This is a genomic window from Actinoallomurus spadix (assembly GCF_024055725.1).
Classification (GTDB): domain Bacteria; phylum Actinomycetota; class Actinomycetes; order Streptosporangiales; family Streptosporangiaceae; genus Actinoallomurus; species Actinoallomurus spadix.
This window is the reverse complement of record NZ_JAMXMX010000002.1, coordinates 107,222-128,329: the sequence shown is the minus strand read 5'-3', so window position 1 is coordinate 128,329 and position 21,108 is coordinate 107,222. Positions and strand designations below refer to the sequence as shown.

At 73.5% G+C, this 21,108-nt stretch carries 13 protein-coding genes; 11 read left to right on the top strand and 2 right to left on the bottom strand.

Annotated elements, in window-relative coordinates:
• Positions 1–33 precede the first annotated feature (33 nt).
• From NE235_RS02655 to NE235_RS02635, 5 genes are all read left to right on the top strand, one after another.
• Positions 34–2,013, top strand: a complete 1,980-nt coding sequence (locus NE235_RS02655) for a right-handed parallel beta-helix repeat-containing protein (RefSeq protein ID WP_252799047.1) — start codon at positions 34–36, stop codon at positions 2,011–2,013.
• On the top strand, positions 2,010–3,164 hold the full coding sequence (locus NE235_RS38045) for a right-handed parallel beta-helix repeat-containing protein (RefSeq protein WP_252799046.1): 1,155 nt from the start codon (positions 2,010–2,012) through the stop codon (positions 3,162–3,164). Before NE235_RS02655 ends, NE235_RS38045 begins: the two co-directional genes overlap by 4 nt.
• Positions 3,165–3,181: 17 nt before the next feature.
• The gene (locus tag NE235_RS02645; RefSeq protein WP_252799045.1) at positions 3,182–4,519 is read left to right on the top strand and encodes a UDP-glucose dehydrogenase family protein; all 1,338 of its coding nucleotides are present in this window, start codon (positions 3,182–3,184) and stop codon (positions 4,517–4,519) included.
• A gap of 347 nt (positions 4,520–4,866) precedes the next feature.
• The gene (locus NE235_RS02640; protein ID WP_252799044.1) at positions 4,867–6,000 is read left to right on the top strand and encodes an MFS transporter; all 1,134 of its coding nucleotides are present in this window, start codon (positions 4,867–4,869) and stop codon (positions 5,998–6,000) included.
• Positions 5,997–7,205: an FAD-dependent monooxygenase gene (locus NE235_RS02635; RefSeq protein ID WP_252799043.1), complete on the top strand. Its 1,209-nt coding sequence runs from the start codon at positions 5,997–5,999 to the stop codon at positions 7,203–7,205. The genes NE235_RS02640 and NE235_RS02635 overlap by 4 nt, the downstream gene beginning before the upstream one ends.
• A gap of 52 nt (positions 7,206–7,257) precedes the next feature.
• On the opposite strand, the gene NE235_RS02630 is transcribed toward NE235_RS02635, so the two are convergent.
• Together NE235_RS02630 and NE235_RS02625 are read right to left on the bottom strand one after the other, a co-directional pair.
• Positions 7,258–8,793, bottom strand: coding sequence for an ABC transporter substrate-binding protein (locus NE235_RS02630; RefSeq protein WP_252799042.1), 1,536 nt, complete (start codon positions 8,791–8,793; stop codon positions 7,258–7,260).
• Complete coding sequence (locus tag NE235_RS02625; protein WP_252799041.1) at positions 8,784–10,718, bottom strand: AAA family ATPase; 1,935 nt, start codon at positions 10,716–10,718, stop codon at positions 8,784–8,786. The genes NE235_RS02630 and NE235_RS02625 overlap by 10 nt, the downstream gene beginning before the upstream one ends.
• Positions 10,719–10,978: 260 nt before the next feature.
• Here NE235_RS02625 and NE235_RS02620 point away from each other — a divergent pair, with 260 nt between their 5' ends.
• The 6 genes from NE235_RS02620 to NE235_RS02595 all read left to right on the top strand — a co-directional run bounded on the left by NE235_RS02620 (position 10,979) and on the right by NE235_RS02595 (position 21,104).
• Entirely contained in the window at positions 10,979–11,851 is an 873-nt protein-coding gene (locus tag NE235_RS02620) for an RNA polymerase sigma-70 factor (RefSeq protein WP_252799040.1), read from the top strand.
• 88 nt (positions 11,852–11,939) lie between these two features.
• Positions 11,940–13,091, top strand: a complete 1,152-nt coding sequence (locus NE235_RS02615; RefSeq protein ID WP_252799039.1) for an NAD(P)/FAD-dependent oxidoreductase — start codon at positions 11,940–11,942, stop codon at positions 13,089–13,091.
• Between the two features lie 111 nt (positions 13,092–13,202).
• Positions 13,203–14,690 (top strand): hypothetical protein, encoded by a 1,488-nt coding sequence (locus NE235_RS02610; protein WP_252799038.1) that lies wholly within the window; start codon positions 13,203–13,205, stop codon positions 14,688–14,690.
• Positions 14,687–15,481 (top strand): hypothetical protein, encoded by a 795-nt coding sequence (locus NE235_RS02605; RefSeq protein ID WP_252799037.1) that lies wholly within the window; start codon positions 14,687–14,689, stop codon positions 15,479–15,481. Before NE235_RS02610 ends, NE235_RS02605 begins: the two co-directional genes overlap by 4 nt.
• 11 nt (positions 15,482–15,492) lie before the next feature.
• On the top strand, positions 15,493–20,031 hold the full coding sequence (locus NE235_RS02600) for a coiled-coil domain-containing protein (protein WP_252799036.1): 4,539 nt from the start codon (positions 15,493–15,495) through the stop codon (positions 20,029–20,031).
• Positions 20,028–21,104, top strand: coding sequence for a DUF2399 domain-containing protein (locus tag NE235_RS02595; RefSeq protein WP_252799035.1), 1,077 nt, complete (start codon positions 20,028–20,030; stop codon positions 21,102–21,104). Before NE235_RS02600 ends, NE235_RS02595 begins: the two co-directional genes overlap by 4 nt.
• Positions 21,105–21,108: the final 4 nt, after the last annotated feature.

Genomic DNA, 21,108 nt, shown 5'->3' with positions numbered 1-21,108 from the left:
GCACAGGGACGACGCGAAAGCGGGAGGTACGCGATGGCAGCGCCTGACTCCGGCGAGGCGGCGCCGCGCCGGCGCGGCCGGCGGCTGGTCACCACCGTCCTGGTGCTGGGACTGGCCGCCGGCGGCACGTACGCCTACGTGCAGTACACGAAGAAGGCCCCCGGCCTGCCGGCCGTCGACGACGTGTCGCCGAACGACGCGCGGCAGGAGGCGGCGCTGGTCGACCAGGAGAGCCAGCGCATCATGCAGACCAACGCCGTGCTGACCTCGACGCTGCGGCGGGGCGGCACGCGGGCGGCCGCGATGCGCCAGCCGAACATCTTCGGCTCCTCGATCGGCAAGACGCTGGTGCTGCCGCAGCGCAGCCGGCCGTACTACGTCGCCGACCTGCAGAAGTACGCCCAGCGGGACTTCCAGCGGCAGAATGACGGCTCGTACGTGCTGGGCGTGAACGTGTTCGTCGCGTCGGGCGCCAAGCTGGTGCTGCAGAGCTCGTCGGGGCCGCTGACGATCCGGATGAAGAGCGTGCCGGGGTCGTTCACCTCGATCGTCGGATTCGGCGCGAGCATCCGGATCAACGGTTCGGCGCAGAACCCGGTGCGGATCATGAGCTGGAACGAACAGGCCGGGGCCACGGATACGCGCCTCGGTGATGGGCGGGCCTACATCCGCGCGATCGGCGGCGAGTTCCAGATGAAGTACGCCCAGGTCTCGGACCTGGGCTTCTGGAGCGGACCCACCGGTGGGATCGCCATGACCGGCAGCGACCGGCCCGACGCCGCCGCCGAGCGCGTCGACCCCCGCGCCTCGGCGCCCAAGCGGGTGAGGCTGGCCGACGGCACCACCGACACGACGCGGGGCAGCGGGGACGAGGTCGAGGTCACGACGTCGAACGGGAGGACGAGCGTCGGCTTCCTGGTCCCGACCGCCAACCTCGTCACCGGGTCGGTCGACCACAGCACCATCCGCGGCGACGCGTACGGGATCTTCGTGTCCGCCTCCGACGCGACGCAGATCACGAACAACCGGATCGAGAACAGCCAGGTGAACGGCGTGCTGATGCACCGGTTCGCCCGGAACGCCAGCATCGAGAACACCACGGTCACCGGCAGCCGGGGCGACGGGTTCGTCCTGTCCCGGGGTACCGAGAACGTCCGCATCACCGGCTGCACCGCCGCGGACAACGGCGGCAACGGGTTCACCCTCAACGGCCAGCCGCTGGCCAACGGCCCGTCCGCGAGCGGCGAGTCCCCGCGCGCGTACGGGGACAGCTCCGTGACCAGCAGCACCGCGCGGGACAATCGGCGCTACGGCGTCGAACTGCTCGGCGGCACCCACCTGGCCGTGCAGACCAGCAAGGTCGTCGGCGGTGACATGGGCATCGTCGCGAGCGGTGACGCGACCGGCGTGCAGATCTCCGGCAACCAGCTGAGCGGGCAGGACCGCCAGGGCATCGTGCTGCGCGGCGGGGTCACCTCGGCGAACGTCGCCGGCAACATCGTCGACGACACCGAGACCGCCATCTACCTGCGCGACTCGACGGGCTCGGTGATCGGCAACACGGTGCAGTCGGCGTCGCGGCACGGCGTCTCGCTGGTCGGCCAGGTCGGCGGCGCCCGGATCACGGGCAACACGTTCGGCGGTGCCGGTACCAGCGCGCTGGACGTGTCCCGGGCGAAGGGCACGGCGGCGATCTCGAACAACGGCACGGCGGGCTGGCACGACACCGCGGGCTTCTGGACGGAGGTCCGGCGGGTCGCCAAGCCGATGAACATCATCTGGACCCTCGTCTTCCTGCTCGTCGTCGTCTCGGCGCTGCGCTCGCGCGGCAGCGGGCTGCGGATCGGCCGCCGCCACGTCCACCCGTACGAGGGTCAGCGCACGCTCGAGCAGCGGCCGGTGCTGGCGCTGCAGCGGGCGCGTAAGGTGCCCACGACCGAGACGAGCCCCGACCTGCTGGCGATCGCGCTTCCGTCGGGTGGCGCGGACGACCAGGTACGGGAGGCGCTGTGAGGATCGACGTGAAGTTCGTCGCCGGCCTGGTCGTCGGCGCGCTCCTCGTGGCCGGCGTGACCTGGCTGCTGGCCGGAGGCGGCGGGTCCTCGCCCGCGAAACGGCACGACACCGCCTCCCGGCTCCGGCCCGTGCCGGAGTCCTCGGCCCCCGGCGCCGCCACCGGCACCGGCGGCGATGACGGCGACGACGGTGATGACGGCGGCGCGCCGGCCGGCCCGGAGCCGGACCTGCCCGTCCCGGCCGGGGCGGGGAAGGTCACCTGCCCGGCCGCCACGCGCACCGTCGGCGACGCCGACGCGCTGCAGAGCGCGCTCGACCAGGCCAAGCCGGGTGACGTCATCAAGCTGTCGCCGGGCACGTTCCAGGGGAGGTTCGCGACCCGGGCGTCCGGCACGGCGGACCGGCCGATCAGCCTGTGCGGGGACTCCGCGGCGATCCTCGACGGCGGCGGCGTCAAGAAGGGCTACGCCTTCCACCTCGACCACGCGGCGTACTGGCACCTGATCGGTTTCAGCGTCCAGAACAGCCAGAAGGGCGTCATGGCGGACGGCAGCAACGGCTCGATCATCCAGGGCCTGACCGTCCACGACATCGGCGACGAGGCCATCCACCTGCGCGACTTCAGCACCGGCAACACGGTCCAGTACAACAAGATCTGGGACACCGGCCGGCGGCGCGCGAAGTTCGGCGAAGGCGTCTACCTCGGCACGGCCCAGTCGAACTGGGGCCAGGTCTCCGGCGGGAAGATGGACAAGAGCGACCACAACCTCGTACGCGGCAACGTCATCCAGGCCACCGCCGAGGCGGTCGACATCAAGGAGGGTACGACCGGCGGCCGTGTCGTCGGCAACGTCTTCGACGGGACGAACCTCGGCGGCGACAAGCACAACGACTCCTGGGTCGACGTCAAGGGCAACGACTACGTGATCCAGGACAACACCGGCACGAAGACCCCCGCGGACGGTTTCCAGACCCACCAGATCGTCAAGGGCTGGGGCAGTGGCAACCTGTTCCGCGGCAACAAGATCGACCTGGCCGGCGGTGGCGGTGTCGGCATCAACGACACGGCCGGCGGCAACACGATCCTCTGCGACAACAAGGTGAGCGGCGGTCGGCTCACCAAGAACGGCAAGTGCGTCAACAAGTGAATGAGGGAGACAAGGCGATGAACCCGAAGCCGACCGAGCTGCCCCGGCTCACCGTCATCGGCACCGGTTACCTGGGCGCCACCCACGCGGTCTGCATGGCGGCCCTGGGGTACGAGGTCCTCGGCGTGGACGTCGACGAAAAGAAGATCGCCAAGCTGGCCGCTGGCGAGGTGCCGTTCTTCGAGCCCGGCCTGCCCGAGCTCCTCACGAAGGCGCTCGACTCCGGGCGGCTGCGGTTCACCACGTCGTTCGAGGAGGCGGGCGCGTTCGGCGACGTCCACTTCATCTGCGTCGGCACCCCGCAGCAGCCGGGCTCGGACGCCGCCGACCTGACCTACGTCCACGCGGCGGTGCGCGCGCTCGCCCCGCACCTGGAGCGCCGCGCCCTCGTGGTCGGCAAGTCGACCGTGCCGGTCGGCACCGCCTACGTCCTCACCGACGTGCTCCAGGAACTCGCGCCCGCCGGCACGCAGATCGAGCTGGCGTGGAACCCCGAGTTCCTGCGCGAGGGCTTCGCCGTCGACGACACGATGCGCCCCGACCGTCTCGTCTTCGGTGTGGCCTCCGACTGGGCGAACGAGCGGCTCCGCGCGGCGTTCGCCCCGATCCTGGAGCTGGGCACGCCCGTCGTACGGACCGACCTGGCCACCGCCGAGCTCGTCAAGGTCGCGGCGAACTCCTTCCTCGCCACGAAGATCTCCTACATCAACGCGATGGCGGAGGTCTGCGAGGCGGTCGGCGCCGACATCAAGGACCTGGCCGACTCGCTCGCCCTCGACGACCGCATCGGCGGCAAGTTCCTGCGGCCCGGCCTCGGCTTCGGCGGCGGCTGCCTGCCCAAGGACATCCGCGCGTTCGCGCACCGGGCCGAGGAGATCGGCGTCGGCCAGGCCGTGTCGTTCCTCCGCGAGGTCGACGCCATCAACCGGCGCCGCCGCGCCCGTACGGTCGACCTGGTACGCGAGCTGCTCGGCGGGCAGCTCGCCGGGGCGAGGATCGCGGCGTGGGGTGCGGCGTTCAAGCCGAACTCCGACGACATCCGTGACGCGCCGGCCCTCGACGTGGCCCGCACGATGCACGGGCTGGGCGGCCACGTCCGGGTGTTCGACCCGGCCGCGCTGGACAACGCCCGCCGCGCCTACCCGGAGCTCCGCTACGGCGACAGCGCCCTCGACGTCGCGCGCGACGCCGACGTCGTGGTCCTGCTGACCGAGTGGGCGGAGTTCCGTGAGGTCGACCCGGCCGCGCTCGGCGAGGTCGTCCGGCACCGGCGGATCGTCGACGGCCGGCACGCCCTGGACGCCGAGGCCTGGCGTGCCGCCGGCTGGGAGTACCGCGCTCTCGGCCGCAACTAGACGCCGCGCGGCGTGGCCGGGTCGCCCATCCGAGGGGGCACCCGGCCACGCCGGGCGGTCATGGGGTGGTCATGACCACCGCGTCCTGGAGCCGTCCCGCCACGTGGAAGCCCTCCCCCGCGTGGCGGGACGGCTTTTTTCACGCCCGTTCCCGCAGCCGGTGACGCGTGTCGCGAATCGGCTCGTAGTGCGCAGGCATCAGGGCGCCTGAGTGCCTGGTCCGAGCACACCAGGGCAGGACGGTGGCGCAGGACGATGCCCGGCCGGGGCGCCGCAGGGAAGTGTTGGAACCGCGCGGATCTCGCGCATTCCCCTTCCCTAGCGGCGTCTGGAGTGATCAACGAGTGATGAACGGGACGTCCACGTCCGAAGCCGTGGCCTCCCCGGTCCGCATGGGGAGGCCGGCGATCGCCGTCCTCGGCATCCTGGCACTCGCCCTCGGCACCCTGCAGTCAGTGGTGGATCCCGCGCTCCCGCTGCTGCAACGTGAGCTGGGGGTCAGCCCCGCCGAAGGGGCACTGGTCGGCAACGCACTCCTCGTCACCGGCGCGGTCGTCGCACCCGTCGCGGGCAAACTCGGCGACCGGTACGGCGGGAAGCGGGTGCTGCTCCGGCTGATGGCCGTGGTCTCGGCCGGTGGTCTGCTGGCGAGCCTTGCCCCGAATCTGCCGGTGCTACTGCTCGGTCAGGTATTGCAGGGCGTCATGGTGGGTGCGCTGCCCCTCTCCTTCATCCTGGTGCGCAAGCACCTCCCCACAGGGGGGTCGCAGGCGGCGATCGGCGTGGTCACCGCGCTGTTCACGGGCGGCGGCATCGTGGGAACGTCGATCGCCGGGCCGATCGCGGAGAACCTGTCCTGGCACTGGATGTTCGCGCTGCCGACGATCGCGATCATCGTGGCGACGCCGGCCGTGACCCGGCTGATGCCGCATGATCCGCCGATCCGATCGGACAGCGGGATCGACTGGCCCGGCGTGGCCCTGCTGAGCGGCACGTTGCTCGCGCTCATGGTCGGGCTCGTGACGGTGACGAGCGCCGGCCTGCCGCCGTTCGCGGTCGGTGCCATCGCGGTGCTCGTCGCCGTCCTCGCGATGGGATGGGTCGCCGTGGAGCGCGCCGTCGTCACCGCGGTCACGATGATCGCCCTGGCGTCGCTGCACACCGCGGCGTGGCAGCTCCTCGTCGCGAAGGCGCTGACCGCGGTCGCCGCGGGCGTCGGTACCACGGCGTTGCTCGCCGGCACCGCCACCGCCGTCGAGGCCAAGGACACCGGCATCGCCACCAGCCTGCTCGTGGTGACACGCGTCATCAGCATCGCCCTGGGCGCCCAGCTCGGCGGCGCGATCCTCTCCGCCGGTGCCGCCCCGGGGACGGGCCGGCCGGCCGAGTCGGCCTTCGTCACCGGTTTCGTCATCGCCGGCCTCGTCGCCGCGCTGTCGCTGGTCGTCGTCCGTTTCACGAGAGAAGGAACTCAGGCATGACATCTACCGGTCCATCGACGCCGAAGCGCAGAGTCCTGATCTCCGGGGCCGGCATCGCCGGACCCACGCTGGCGTACTGGCTGCACCGGTCCGGATTCGCGGTCACGGTGGTGGAGAAGGCGGGGTCACTGCGCGCCGGTGGCTATCCGATCGACATCCGTGGCACCGCGATCGAGGTGGTCCGCCGGATGGGGATACTGCCGCAGCTGCGGGACGCGCACATCGACATGCGCCGCTGCACCTTCCTCGATGCCGATGGCGGTGAAGTGGCCGTGGTCGACGCGCGCGCCGTCGCCGGCAGTGTCGAAGGTCAGGACCTCGAGGTACGCCGGGGTGATCTGATCGCGACCCTCTACGCGGCGGTCCGCGACGACGTGGAATTCCTGTTCGGCGACTTCATCGACACCCTCGACCGGTCCGGAAACGGGGTCGACGTCACCTTCCACAGTGGGCGACGGCGCACGTTCGACCTGGTGGTCGGCGCCGACGGCATGCACTCACAGACCCGGGAGTCGCTGTTCGGCTCCGAGGAACGGTTCCACCGCTACCTCGGCCACTGCTTCGCGATCTTCACCATGCCGAACACCTTCGGGCTCTCGCGCGAGCTCGTGCTGTGGAACACCCCGGGGAAGGCCGCGGCCCTCTACGCCGTCGGCGACGACGACGAGCTGCACGCCTTCCTGAACTTCCACCGGCCGGAACCGCCGGTCGACGCCCTCCGGGATCCCGGCGCTGAGCGGGACCTGGTCGCCAGGACCTTCGCGGACGCGGGATGGGAGGTCCCCCGCATGGTCGAGGCCATGCGCGACGCGGACGACCTGTTCTTCGACACAGCCGGTCAGATCCGCATGCGCCGCTGGTCCAGCGGCCGCGTCGCACTCGTCGGTGACGCCGCGTACGCCCCCTCGTTCCTCACCGGGCAGGGCACGAGCCTCGCGCTGGCCGGCGCCTACATGCTCGCCCACGCCCTGGCCACGCACCGGGACCACACGGCGGCCTTCGCCGCCTACGAACGCGACGCCCGCGCGTTCGTGGCCATGAACCAGGCACTGGTCGACAATGGCGCGGCCACGCTCTTCCCCACCACGGCGCAGGCCCTGGAGCAGCGCAACACCATGCTGCGCGACCTCGTCACCATGCCCTCCGCGACCCCACGACCGGCCTACTCGGCCCTGACGCTGCCGGAATTCGCCCCGACACCGTGACCCGTCACGGTCCCGACGACCCGTGCGTACGCCTTCGAGTACGCCCGGGTCGTCAGGACCGCTGGACGTCGAGGAGGGTGCGCCGGCCGTCCGGCGCGATCTGAAGCACCGGGATGAGGCGGTGCGCCGGGTCGCCGTCCGGGCCGAGGTCGATGTCGCCGGACGCGCCGAGCACGCGGTTCGCGGCGTGCATGGCGTAGAGCATGTTCCGAACGTTGTCCGGGGCGGGCTCGTCCTTCGCGGCGGGTCCGGTCGTACGGCGGATCGCCTGCGCCGCCGTGAGCATCGCGTCGTGCGCCATGATCGCCCATCCGCTGCGCAGGTCCGCGACGTCGAAGGTGCGGCGGAACTGCTCCAGGAAGCCGAGGTACGTGGCGCGGGACGGGTTGCGGTCGCCGGCCAGCACGTCCGGGTCGGCCAGCGCCGCATAGATGATCGATCCGGGCCCGGGGTAGGTCGTCATCGCCGAGGCGTCGGAGCCGGTGACCAGGGTGATCGGCCGGCGGCAGCGCTGGGCAAGGTAGCCGATCAGCGCCTTGATGAACTTCTGCCGGCCCGCGTAGAACACCATGTCCGGCTGGTTCGAGCCGCAGATGTTGCTGGCGATCACGGAGAACTGGTTCGGCAGCCCCGGCTCGTCCGGCCGGTCCGCGGTGAAGGTCTCCTCCAGGGCGTGCCGCCGCTGGAGGTAGGAGGCGAGCACGGGGTTCTTCGTGAAGTCGTCCCGCAGCGACTTGGCGTACAGGTCGGTGGCCCGCTGGTCGGTCACCAGGGTCGCCGTGCGCAGGTCGTGCCGCTTGGCCAGCACCCGGCCGACCGCGGCGAGCTCGTCGCCGACCTCCGGGTTCACGCGGGTGAGGCCGGGGATCCGGCCGCCGCCGAGGCCGACCGCGGCGCGTACGGCGCCGGTGCTGTCGAAGCCGTCGGCCGTGACGACGTCCCCGACGACGGGGATCCCGGCCTTGGACAGTTCGAGGGCCGCCTGGACGGTGGCCTTGGTGCTGAGCGCGAGCCCGGCCACGGCGACGAGGTGATCGGGCGCCCCGGTCATGTCCTTGAGCCGGTCGACCACGCGCCTCCACTGGCCCTGGTCGCCGCCCTCGTTGGCCAGGACGAGCCGGATCTGCGGGTGGTCGCCGCCGCCTTCGCCGCGGTTGGCGCGGAGCTGGCCGATGTAGGCGCCTTCGAGTTCGGGGATGGTCCGGCCGGTCGTCAGGTCCCGGTCCGGGGTGAACGAGAACGGTCCGAGGTAGGCCACCGTGACGTACTTCTTGCCGCTGTGGCGCACGCGCTCGTTCTCGGCCCAGATGGCCCTGAGGAGCGGCTTCCAGGCCTTCTCCTGCCCGTGGGTGGCGAACCACGGGTGCTCGCGGTCGCGCCCGTCGGACACCCCGATGCACTCCCCGTGGACCTTCGGCACGCCCGCGGCGCACCGGCCGAGCCGGTCGACGACCCGCCACCCGAGGACGACGGCCAGGAGCACGGCCACCACGGCCACGGCGAACGGCCACCGGCGGCGGCGCCTTGGCATCGGGAAGCCGGGCTCGTCGTCCTCGTGGTGCCTGCTCCAGGTGACTCTCAGTCCCATCGCCGCGCCTCGCTCGAGTGATCCTGGGCCCGCAGCCACAGCGCCTGGCGCCGGCAGAACGGCGCGGCCGCGTTGTAGCCGATGGCGATGGCATGGTGCAGGTCCCGGCGCCGTACGCCGATGAGCGGGTCCGTCACCAGCCACAGGGCCGTGAGCAGCGGTGCCACGACCTGGACGGCCTGCGCCTCGTCCCCGGTCTCGTTCGCGGCCCAGGCGGCCAGTCTCTGCGCCTCGTCGAGGGGCGCGCCACCGCCGGTCGTGCGGCGCGGGGCGGTGACGACCGTGTCGAGCAGGGCCAGCCACGCCTCGCCGTCGAGTTCGGCCAGCAGCGCGGCGAGCCGCCGGGTCACCTTTCGGACGTCGCCCAGGGCCAGCCCGTAGTACAGGTCACCGACCTCGTCCTCCTTCTGCACCAGGACCCGGAGCCGCTGGTGCACGGTGGGCCAGTCGCCGTCCCCGTCGACGGTGGCCAGGCGGCGGAGCAGGAGCCGCCGCATGACCGGCTCCAGCACGGCGGGTTCGCTCGGGTCGCCGCCGCCCCACAGGTCCGGCGCCTGGACGAGATCCGCGTGCGCGCCGAGCAATCCGCCCGGGACCGCCAGGCGGGCGGCGTCGTCCTGGTGCCGGGCGGCCGCGGCGACGAGGAGGTTCTTCCACTCCTCTTCGCTGCGGCGGCCCAGCAGGTCGTTCAGGATCCGCTCGCCGAGCGTGTCCCCGCCCGACGGATCCGGCCCGTCGAGCAGGCCGCGCACGTCGTACGGTCCCTCCGAACGGTCGGCGATGGCCCAGATGAGGCGGCTGGTGCTGCCGGGGTGGCCGCCGGTGAACCGGTAGATCATCTCGGCGATGCGGCGGTCCTTGACGGCGTGCAGGCCCAGCGCGGTCACCATCGTGGTGACCTGGCTCCGGTCGAGATTCGGCAGGACGATCGGGTACCACCAGCGCGCGGTCGCGCCGCGCCGGCGGCGGTCGGCGCGGCCGGCGTCGTCGAGGCGGGCGTAGGGCCGGAGGTCCTGGGCGACGCGGGTGGTGAGTTCGCCCCGGCTGGTGGCCACGAACGTCAGCGGGATGGCGGCCCGGCCGTCCGCCTCGCGGGCGCGCCGGCTCTGTGTGAGGTCGAGGAGGAACTGCCGGCCCTCCTCGGTGTCGACGTTGTCCAGCAGCACCGCGGCGGTGTAGGGCTGTCGCGCCGCCCGGCGGTGCTCGAAGTCGTCCCGCAGGTCCGCCAGGAACGCCGACATCAGCAGCCCGTCGACCGCCTCCCGGTCGCCGCGCGCGTGGAGGGAGTTCAGCTTGACCAGTTCGTCGATGGGGTCATGGCCCAGGCCGAGGTCCTGGTCGCCGTACCAGTCCTGACCCGCGCCGAGCAGGAGTCGCCGGCCGCGCCGTCCGCTCGCCAGCAGGCCGTTGAGGAGCAGCCCGGCGAAGTCCGGGACCGGGATCTGCTGCGGTATCCCGAGGATGGGCTGCAGGGGTGGTGCGATCATCTGGATGAGCCCGCGCAGGGCCGCGATGTTGCGTGCCTGTTCGAGGCGCGCCTTGACCTGGCGGTACGCCTGTCCGCGGTCCTTGTCGTCGAGTTTCTCCTCCATGATCACGCGCCCGACGATGAAACGGGGAAAACCGAGCCGCCCGTAATCTCCGCCTTGCCGGTTGAGTTCGAAGGCCAGCGCCGCCAGCACTTCGTATCCGGCGGCCTCTCCCATGTCCTCGAAATCGACGCGGGCGTACGGCACTTTGCCGTCGAGCGACCGCGCGAGGAGGTCGAGCAGCGCGGTCTTTCCGCTGCCGCGCGGGCCCTCGAACAGCAGGATCGGCGCCTCGCGCGTGGTCCGCCGCCGTCCCCGCTCGGGCCGTTCCATGAACTCGCGTACGACGTGAACGGCCCGGTCGCGCCCGTACAGCCGGGCCGCCCTACCCGGCACCGACTCCCCCGGACGGCACGGCCGCGCACCGCAGCATCGTCAACCCCGTGTCCTCCTCTTTCCGCACATCCCCGTAGAGTGGTGACACCCTAACCGTCGCCGTTGTTGCACATCAATAAGACGGCGGTGAATACCGATTGTTCGCCCGGCGCGAAGAATGCACTCGGTGGCATTTCGGTTGAACTTTAATCACTCGACGGATCGTCCGAATGGGCACCGATAGTGAATAATGCGGTCCATCGGCGGCGTACGGGAGAGGCATGGACAAGCTGGCGGAGTTCACGGAGAACCGGCCGCGCCTGTTCGGCCTGGCGTACCGGCTGCTCGGCGAGGCCACCGAGGCCGAGGACGTGCTGCAGGACGCCTACCTGCGCTGGGAGGCGAGCGGACCGGTCGAGGTCCCGGCGGCCTGGCTCACCAAGGTGGTGACGAACCTGTGCCTGAGCCGGCTCGGCTCGGCCCGCGCCCGCCGAGAGAAATACGTCGGTCCGTGGCTGCCCGAACCCGTGCTCACCGAGGACGGCCGGCTGGGCCCCCTGGAGACGGCCGAGCAGCGCGAGTCGGTCTCGCTCGGCGTCCTGCTGCTGCTGGAGCGCCTGACCCCGCCCGAGCGTGCCGCGTTCGTGCTCCGGGAGGCGTTCGGCTACCGGCACGCGGAGATCGCCGAGGTGCTGGACGTCGGCGAGGCCCACGCCCGGCAGCTGTACCGGCGGGCCCGCGCGCACGTGAGCGAGCCCCGGCGGCGGTTCACCGCGAGCACCGCCCACCGCGAGGAGATCGTGCTGCGCTTCCTCGCCGCGGCGGCGGAGGGCGACCTCGCCGGCCTGGAGAGGCTGCTCGCCGAGGACGTCGTCGTCTGGTCCGACGGCGGCGGGAAGGTCACGGCCGCCCGGCGCCCGGTCCTCGGGCCGTCCCGCGTGGCGCGTTTCGTCGCCGCCCTGGCCGCCGACCCGCGCGCGGCCGGCCTGGACGTCACGATCCGCACGGTCAACGGCGAGCCGGCCGTCGTCTTCCACGAGGCGGGCTCGCTCTACATGGTCCTGTCGTTCGACCTCGACGGAGACCGGGTGGCCGCCCTGCACGCCGTGCTCAACCCGGACAAGCTCGCCTACGCGGCGGCGCAGGCCCTGTGACCACGATCACCCCGGTGGTTGTCACGAACCGGCGGGGCCGCCGAGTCACCCCTCCGACGGCACATCGTCGGCAAAAGGGACGAGTGAGATGGCGGCACGCATTCTGGTCCTCGGCGCGGGTTACTCGGGGCTGGTCGCGGCTCGGCTGACCGCCCGGCACCGCGACGCGCGGGTGACGCTGGTCAACGCCTCCGACCGGTTCGTGGAGCGCGTACGCCTGCACCAGGTCGCGACGGGGCAGGACGTACGGACCCGGCCCATCGCGGAGCTGCTCGGCGGAGCGCCCGTGGAGTTCGTCGTGGGCCGGGTCACCGCGATCGACGCCGAGCGGCGCGAGGCCGAGCTGGCCGACGGGCGGCGGCTCGGCTACGACACCCTCGTGTACGCGCTCGGCAGCCGGTCCGACGTCGAGAGCGTGCCCGGCGCGGCCGAGCACGCCTTCCCGCTGGCCACCGCGGACGACGCCGTACGGCTGCGGGAGCGGCTCGCCGACAATGACGCCGTCACGGTGGTCGGCGGCGGGCTGACGGGCATCGAGTCGGCGACCGAGCTCGCGGAGACCCGGCCGGACCTGGCCGTACGGCTGCTGACCGACGGCCGCCTCGGCGCGGCGCTGTCCGACCGCGGCCGCCGCCACCTGCGGCGCGTCTTCGACCGGCTCGGCGTGGAGGTCCTGGAGGACGCGCGGGTCGCCGAGGTCCGCGCGGACGGCGTGCTCCTCACCGGCGGCGAGCACGTGCCCGCCGGCACGGTCGTGTGGACCGCCGGGTTCCGGGTGCCGGACCTGGCCCGGCAGGCGGGGTTCGCGGTGGACGAGCGCGGCCGGATGCTCGTGGACGCGGCGCTGCGCTCGGTGTCGCATCCGGAGGTGTACGCGATCGGCGACGCGGCGGTGATGCGCCGGCAGGGCGGGCAGGAGCTGCGCATGGCGTGCGCGACCGGCCTGCCCGCCGCCCGCCACGTGGCCCGCGCGATCCGGCAGGGCCTGGGCCGGCGCGCGCCCGGCCCGTTCCGGTTCCGGTACGTCAACCAGTGCGTCAGCCTGGGCCGCCGCGACGCCCTCGTCCAGTACGTACGGGCGGACGACAGCCCCGTGGAGTTCGTCCTCACCGGCCGGCTCGCCGCCCTCTACAAGGAGGCCATCGTCCGCAGCGCCCTCGCCGCCCAGCGCCACCCCGGCCTCGTCGCCCTCACCCCCGGCGGCGGCCCCTCCCGCGCCCGCGTCGACCTCCCCGGGTGAGATCGAACCGGCCGCACCAGGGGACCGCCAGGGGCGGGGCCGGTCTCGTGCGATGACGGCGCGGGGCAAGGCGGTCACCCGTGTCACTCGTCGCGACTAGAGTCACTCTTCGTGAGTGACGAATCGGACTCCGGGCGTGTCGCCGCCGCGGCCCTGCTCGACGACGGTCTCGTCCGGCGGCTCAAGGCGCTCGCGTGCACCGGGCCTCTCCACGATCTGGACACCCGCAAGACGCGGCTGGACTTCGCGGACGCGTCGGTGTACGCGATGGCGGAGATCGCGTTCCAGATCATCGACCAGGTGACCATCACCATGGACTTCGACCGGGGCGCGAACCACGACGCCGTGATCAGGCGGGTGCTGCCGTTCATCGCCGCCCAGGCGCCGGACCGGTCGCCGCAGGAGCACGAGAAGGTCGCCCGCTGGGTGCTGGAGAACCTCATCAACGTCGGCAGCGTCGACCGGGGCTTCCGCGTCTTCTACGGGACGTTCGCCGCGGACGGGGCGTACCAGCGGCTCGCGTTCGACTTCAAGCTGCTCACCGAGCTCGCGGACGCCGACGGCGAGGTGTACCTCCGGGCCTCGGACGAGGCGATCAACGTGCTCATCGGCGCGCTCGACACCGACGTGGAGTCCGCGCAGATCGCCGCGGAGATCAAGCTCGGCAACCTGATCGAGCGCGGGAAGCTCTCGGACGCCCAGGCCGCCGCGCAGCAGGCGAGGTACGCCACCGTCCAGTACGCCGAGCGGCTGCGCCGCAAGCTGGAGGCGACCCGCCGTGACGTGCGCTCGGTCGACTGGGAGGAGGAGATCCCCGAGCTGATCGACGCGGCCCTCACCCACGTCACCGCGCGGTACCGCGCCGAGACCGCGATCCTGGCGAACATCCGCAACGCCCGCGACGAGGCGACCGATCCGGAGCGCAAGCGGCGGGCGGCGATCCTGGTGGACATCGTCGCCGACTGCGTGAAGCGGCACACCCAGCTGCAGGCCCGGCTGATCGAGGCGAACGCGATCTTCCGCGCGGAGCAGGACCGCCAGCAGTTCTCCGGGCCGCCGCAGCGCGCGACGGTCGACCTGTTCGGGCAGCTGCTCGGCCCCACGCTGCAGTTGAGCGTGGCCGACGCCGCCGGGCCGGCCGGCGCGTTCTTCCACGGGGCCGCCGGCCTCGCGACGCCGACGGTGGTCCGGCTCCGCGACGTGGTGCGCATGCTGATCGCCCCCGGCACCGAGCGCGACGACCTGGCCGGGGCACTGCCCGAGCCGGACCTGATGCCCCCGCCGGACCCGGACGTCTTCGGCGACGAGCAGTGGACGCGCGCCGACGACCTGCTCGACCTCACCGGCGCCCCGCGCCGGCTGTCCGCGCTGCTCGCCGAGGCGCGCGCCGAGGACCCGGCGCTGCCGCACCTGGTCCTCCTGCGGGTGCTGCACGCGGTGTCCCCCGAGATCGGGGTCGCGGTCCGGCAGGGCGACGACCGGGTCCTGATGGCGATCGACGACGGCACGCGGCTGGCGGACCCGGAGTTCGGCGGCGCGGACCTGCTGGTCGGCCTCGCCCGCGTGTCGGACGAGTTTGAGCGAGGAGCGGTCGCGTGAGCGTGAACGTCCCCATCACGGATGCCGCCGAGGCCGCGAAGTTCATCACCCTCGGCATGCGGCCCCGGCTGCTGCCGGCCCGCGACCTCGCGTACGGCGACTACGTCCGCCGCTACCGGGAGGACGAGACCTTCGCCGAGCTGACCAACGCCGTCGCGAACGGCCTCGGCCTCGCCGTCCTGGCCTGCTCCCAGCAGACCGGTCTCGTGCTCGCCGCGACCGACGGGTCGCTGTTCGAGATCAAGATGGAGGACTACTCCCGCCGCGCCGCCGCCCGGGACCGCCGGGAGAAGATGCTGCACGGGCTGGTGCACCTGGCGGTGGCCGCGGTCGCCTACCCACGCCCGGCCGACCTGGCGAACGACTCCTACATCGGCCGGGTCAGCGTCGAGCAGGTCGACGCGGTCGTCCGCGAGGCGTGCCGGGTCCTGGACGAGAAGGCCGCCGCGGCGGAGGAGAGCCTGGACCCGCTGGAGGAGGCCCCCGACCTGGAGAAGACCTGGCGGGTGTACGCGCGCCGCCCGTCCGCGGCGGCGACCAAGGACGGCCGGCTCGCCCCGGACGCCACCCGGTCGATGGTCACGAAGGCGCTGAAGTTCCTCACCGAGCAGGGGTTCCTGTCGCAGGTGGGCGGCGAGGGCGGCGGCACGTACCGCACCACGCCCCGCTACCAGGTCCAGGTGCGCGAGCTCGCCGCCGACCGCGCGTTCGCGGAACTGCTCGACCTGGGCGTCGTCACGGTCACCGACGGACACGGCACGCTGCGCGCCGTCTCCTCCGACACTCTCTGAACGGAGTCCTGGTGTACGAGCTCGCACGGGTCCGGCTGTTCTCGGTCGGCCCGAAAGGCGCCCGGTACCAGAACGTCACGCTCGACCTGCGGGACGTCGGCGCGCCCGTCGCCCGGCCGGAGCGGGAGGCGCTGTTCGACCTGATGGCGGAGGAGCCGGGCCGTGCTCTCCCGCGCCGGCCGAGCCCGGCGACGGTGCTGTTCCTGGAGAACGGCGGCGGCAAGTCCGTCCTCATCAAGCTGATCTTCTCGGTGATGCTGCCGGGGCGGCGGCAGGTCGTCGGGGCGCGCGGCACGCGCGTGCTGGACAAGTTCGTGCTGGCCCAGGACGTCGCGCACGTCGCCCTGGAGTGGCAGCACGTGCGGACCGGGCGCCGGGTGGTCGTCGGAAAGGTGTCGGCGTGGCGCGACCACGTCGTGTCGACCGACCCGAACCGCCTGAACGAGGCCTGGTACTCCTTCAGCCCGACCGCGTCGTTCGGTCTCGACGCCCTGCCGTTCACGCAGGACGGCCGGGTCGTGTCGATGAGCGGGTTCCGCGACCGGCTGGGCGAGGCGGGCAAGGCCGAGCCGCACCTGCAGGTGGTCTGGGAGACCAACCACGGTGAGTGGCGGATGCGGCTGACGAACCTCGGGCTGGACCCGGAGCTGTTCGACTACCAGCGCAAGATGAACGCCGGGGAGGGCGAGGCCGCCGACGCGTTCGCGTTCAAGAACGACGAGGCGTTCGTCGACTGGCTGCTGACGGCCGTGTTCGACGAGGACGACCTGCGCAGCCTCGGTGACGTCGTCGAGCAGTACGCCGCCGGCCTCGCCCGCCGGGACGGCCTGATGGCCGAGCGCGACTTCGTGCAGGGCGCGCTGGACCGCCTCGAACCGCTGACCGAGGCCGCCCGCGCGCTGCGGGACGCCGAGACCGCGCGGGAGCGGGCGCGCGGCGCGGCGGAGACGTTCGGCGCGGCGATCACCGTACGCCACCGGCAGGAGACCGCCCGGCTCACCGAGCTGAGTGAGCGCGAGCGCACGGCCGTGGAGCGCGAGCAGCACGCCGGCCGCCTGGCCGGGCGGCTGGGCCGCGTCCACGGCGAGCTGCGCCGCGAGCTCGCGGGCCTGCGCCTGACCGCGGCGACCGCCGAGCTGGAGCGGTTGCGGACCCGGCGCGACGAGGCCCGCGAGACCCTCACCGCGTGGCGGGCCGCCGAGACGATCCTCGCCTACCGCCGCGCGTACGACGACGCCGAGCGCGTACGCCGCCTGGTCGCCGAGGGCGAATCGAAGGCCGCTCCACTGCTGGCCGAGCGGGACGAGGCCGCCCGGCGGCTCGCGCGCGGCCTGTCCGCGCTCGCCGCCGCCGCGGAGGAGGAGGCCGGCCGCCTCGACCGGGCCGCCGCCGAACACGCCGGGCAGGCCCGCCACGAGGACGCCGCACTGGAGGACGCCATCACCCAGGCGACCCGCGAACGCGGCCGGGCCGCCGAGGCCGAGGAGCGGATCACGACCGCGCTCGCCGCGGTTCGTACCTCCGCCGAGGAGGGGCTGCTGCCCGGCGCGGACGCCGACGTGCGCGCCGCCGCAGAGGAGGCCCGCGAGCGCGCGGCCGAGACCGCCGAGCGGGTCGCCGCCGCCCTGCGGGACCTGTCCGAGATGGCCGCCGACCGCAAACGCCTGGGCGGGGAGGTCCGCGCCGCCGAGCAGGACCGCCGGAAACGGCAGAGCGCGGCGCAGACCGCCGCCGACGCCCTCGACCGCGCCGAGACGGCCGCGCGGGCCCTGTCCGGCGACCGGCGGGCCGCCGAACTGCTGGGCGCCGACACGATCGACCCCGAGACCGACGCGCCCGTCCTGCTGCAGCTGCTCGACGACGCGATCACGCAGGCCGAGCGGGAACAGGCCGACCTGCGCATGGAGGCGGCGGCCGACGACCGCGTCCTCGACGCGCTCGGCACCGGCGGCCTGCTACCGCCCGCCGCCCACGTGACCCGGGCCCTCACCGTCCTCGAACAGGAGAAGATCACCGCCTGGTCCGGCTGGCGGTACCTCTCCACGCTCCCGCCGCAGGACCGCGAGGGGGTGCTCGCCGCCCACCCGCACCTGATCGACGGCATCGTCCTCAACAACCCCGCTCACCTCGAACGCGCCGAGGAGGTCCTCACCGCCGCGCGGATCCTGCCCTGCGGGATCGTCGCCGTCGGCACCACCGCGGACCTCGGCGACCCCGACGCGCCCCCGGCCGCCGGCGTCGGGTTCCTCGTCCCCCCGAACCCCGCCATGTACGACGAGGAACGCGCCGAGGAGGAGCGCGCGGCCATCATGGAGCGCCGGCGCGAACGCACGGACCGCCTCGCCGCGCTCACCGACCGCCTGCGCGCCGACCGCGACCTGCACGACCGGCTGCGCCAGTGGCAGCGCGACCACCCGCCCGGCACCCTGGAGCGGCTGCGTACGGACAAGGCCGGGGCCGACGAGGCCCTCGCCGCCGCCGAGACGCGACTGGCGGACCTGGAGACGCGCATCGCCGCGATCGAACAGGCCGAGGACGAGATCCAGCGCGGCCTCCCCGCCTGGCGCGAGGACGAGGCGCGGGCCGGCGACGCCGCCGGGCGGCTCGCGCGGCTCGCCGAGACCACCGCCCGCCTGCCGGAGTGGCGCGAGACCGGCCGGCGCGCCCGCGCGGCGGCGGACGCCCACGACCAGGCCGCCGAGGAGCACCGGCGCACCGCCGGACGTCTGCGCTCCGCCGCCGACGAGGCCCGCCGCGAGGCCGACGACCAGCGGCGGACCCTCAACCACGCCCGCGACGAGCTGAGCCGCATCCCCGGCGCCGGCACCCTCGACCCGTCCGCCCCCGCACCCGAGCAGGCCGCGCAGCCCGTGCAGGTGCTGCGCGACGCGTACGAGTCCGCCGCGCGGGCGTACGAACGCGCCGGGATCGGCCACGACCTCCGCGAGGACCTCACCTACACCGAGGCCCGCGAACGCGAGACCCTCGCCGAGGTCGAGACCGTCGACCGGCGGATCCGCGACCTCGCCGAGCGCCTCCTCGCCGGCCCGGACGGCGCCGACGCCTCCGCCCGCGCCGCCGCCACCGGCCGCGCCGAACGCGCCATCACGGCCCGCGAGGAGGAACACGACGCGCAGGTGGACCTGCGCGCCCGCCTGCAGGAGGAGCACCGCCGGCTCCCGCCGCAGGAGGTCACGCTCGAAGCCCCGTACGAGCGCCCCACCACGATCGGCAAGGCCGAGAGGCTCGTCGCCCGCGCCGAGGCCGAATGGGACACCGCCCGCCGCACCCACGAGGAGCTGCGCTCCGGCCAGGAGCGCCTCGCCGGGCAGGTCGAGTCCGCGGGCCGGACGGTGGAGCGGCTCGCCGCGTACGCCTACCGGCTCGGCGAGCTCGTCCCGCAGGAGACCGGCGCCGACGTCGCGCCGTTCCGCGGCACGATGGACGAGGCCGAGGCACGGCTCGACGAGCTCATGGGGCGGGTTCGCGACACCGCGCAGGCGGCCGACGACGCCGCACGCGCCGTGCGCAAGGCCGCGGACGCGCTGGCCCACTACGCCGCCGACGACCGGTTCGCGCAGGTCGACAGCCCGGTCCGCCGCCAGATCGTCGGCGTCGACCGGGAGAGCCTCCCGCAGTACGCCGAGGAGTGGGAGCCGGCGCTGCGCCCCCGGCTGCGCAGCCTCACCGACGAGCTCGCCCAGATCGACCGCCACCGTTCCGCCATCGTCGACCGGCTGCGCGGCATGGTCGACCAGGCGCTCGCCATCCTGCGGACCTCCCGGCGGCTGTCCACGCTGCCCGACGGCCTCGGCGAGTGGTCCGGCCAGGAGTTCCTCCGGATCCGGTTCGACACCGCCGAGCCGCACCTGCTCGACGAGGCCCTCGGCGCCGTCATCGACGACGCCACCTCCGCCGACCCCGCCCGCGCGAAGGGCGCCGGCCGCCGCGACGGCCGCACGCTGCTGCTGCGCGGCGTCCGCGCGGCCATGCCGAAGGGCGTCCGCGTCGACATGCTCAAACCGGACGCCGTGCTGCGCACCGAACGCGTCCGCGTCGCCGAGATCGGCGACGTCTTCTCCGGCGGCCAGCTCCTCACCGCCGCGATCATCCTGTACTGCACGATGGCGGCCCTGCGCGCCAACGACCGCGGCCACACCCGCCGGCAGCACGCCGGCGTCCTGTTCCTCGACAACCCGATCGGCCGCGCGTCCGCCGGGTACCTCCTGGAGCTGCAGATCGCCGTCGCCGAGGCCCTCGGCGTGCAGCTCGTCTACACGACCGGGTTGTTCGACACGGGCGCGCTCAGCGTGTTCCCGCTCATCGTCCGGCTCCGCAACGACGCCGACCTGCGCGCCGGCCTGAAGTACCTGTCGGTCGACGAGACGATCCGCAGGTCCCTGGACGACCTCCCCGACCCGGACGAGACCGGCGAGGTCACCGCCACCCGCGCCTTCACCCGCCCACCCGCTCCCGGCCGAACCGGTGAGGCCGACGTTGACGAGGGTGGCGCCGGGGTGCCCGCCACCGCCGACGACGTGGAGGCATGATGACGACGACCGGCGCGGCGAACGGTACAGGTGAGCTAAGCCCCCGCTCGGAGCGCATGGCCGCGCTGCTGCGCGGCCGTAAGGGTCGTCGGGTCCACCTGCGCGACCTGTGGGCGATCCTCGACGAGGCCGACCCGGCCCTCGCCACGGACGCCCGCCGCCGGTCCGTCCTCGCCGAGGTCCTGGAGGAGCTGGACGGTGCCAGGCTGCTCACCCGGCCGCACGGGGACTCCTATGACCGTACGGAGCAGCCGCCGCTGCCCCGCTTCGTCACCCTGCCCGCGCGGCCCGCACCCGCGCCCGCGCACCACCAGGTGGTGTGGCACCACACGCTCAACTGGGTCCCCGAGACCCGGATCACGCCCGTCCAGCGGAACCGCCTCGAAGCGGTCGACCGGTGGCTCAAGACGGCCCGGCGCGACGCCACCCCGGCCCCACTGCGCGAACGCTCGCTGGAGATCTTCGGCGACGAGAAGGTCCTGGACCGGTTGCTGCCGACCGGTCTGTTCGGGCCGGGCCGGCTGACCCTTGACCTGCTCGTCACCTACCGCGCGGTCGTCCGCTTCACGAGCGAGACCGTGGGCCCCGGTGACCTGCTGCTCGTGGTGGAGAACGCCGACACGTTCGACTCGCTGGTCCACGTGCTCCGCGACCGCCCCGGCCATCGGGTCGGCGCGGTCGGCTGGGGCGCCGGCGCGGCGTTCGAGGCGTCCGTGCTGTCCGTCGCCCGGCTCCCCTTTCCCGTCGCCGAGGTCGCGTACTTCGCCGACCTGGACGAGAAGGGCCTGCGCATCCCGGCGAACGCCGCCGCGATCGCCGCCGCCGAGGGCCTGCCCGCCGTCCGGCCCGCCACCGGCCTGTACGGCGCGCTGCTGGAGCGGGCCCGCCCGCAGAGCGGCCGGCGCAAGCTCACCGCCACAGCCGCCGACGAGGTCACCGCCTGGCTGGACCCGGCCCACCGCGCCCCGGCCCGCGAACTCCTGATGGCGGGTCAGCGTGCCGCCCAGGAGGCGGTGGGCCGCGAGTACCTGACCACGACCGAGAGCTGGTGCGCCGACCTACGATCCCGCTGAGGCG

Excerpts from the sequence above, each read along its gene's own strand:
- NE235_RS02645 (WP_252799045.1), top strand. The coding sequence starts at position 3,182 with ATGAACCCGAAGCCGACCGAGCTGCCCCGGCTCACCGTCATCGGCACC.
- NE235_RS02620 (WP_252799040.1), top strand. The coding sequence starts at position 10,979 with ATGGACAAGCTGGCGGAGTTCACGGAGAACCGGCCGCGCCTGTTCGGC.
- NE235_RS02640 (WP_252799044.1), top strand. The coding sequence starts at position 4,867 with ATGAACGGGACGTCCACGTCCGAAGCCGTGGCCTCCCCGGTCCGCATG.
- NE235_RS02635 (WP_252799043.1), top strand. The coding sequence starts at position 5,997 with ATGACATCTACCGGTCCATCGACGCCGAAGCGCAGAGTCCTGATCTCC.
- NE235_RS02630 (WP_252799042.1), bottom strand. The coding sequence starts at position 8,793 with ATGGGACTGAGAGTCACCTGGAGCAGGCACCACGAGGACGACGAGCCC.
- NE235_RS02615 (WP_252799039.1), top strand. The coding sequence starts at position 11,940 with ATGGCGGCACGCATTCTGGTCCTCGGCGCGGGTTACTCGGGGCTGGTC.
- NE235_RS02655 (WP_252799047.1), top strand. The coding sequence starts at position 34 with ATGGCAGCGCCTGACTCCGGCGAGGCGGCGCCGCGCCGGCGCGGCCGG.
- NE235_RS02595 (WP_252799035.1), top strand. The coding sequence starts at position 20,028 with ATGATGACGACGACCGGCGCGGCGAACGGTACAGGTGAGCTAAGCCCC.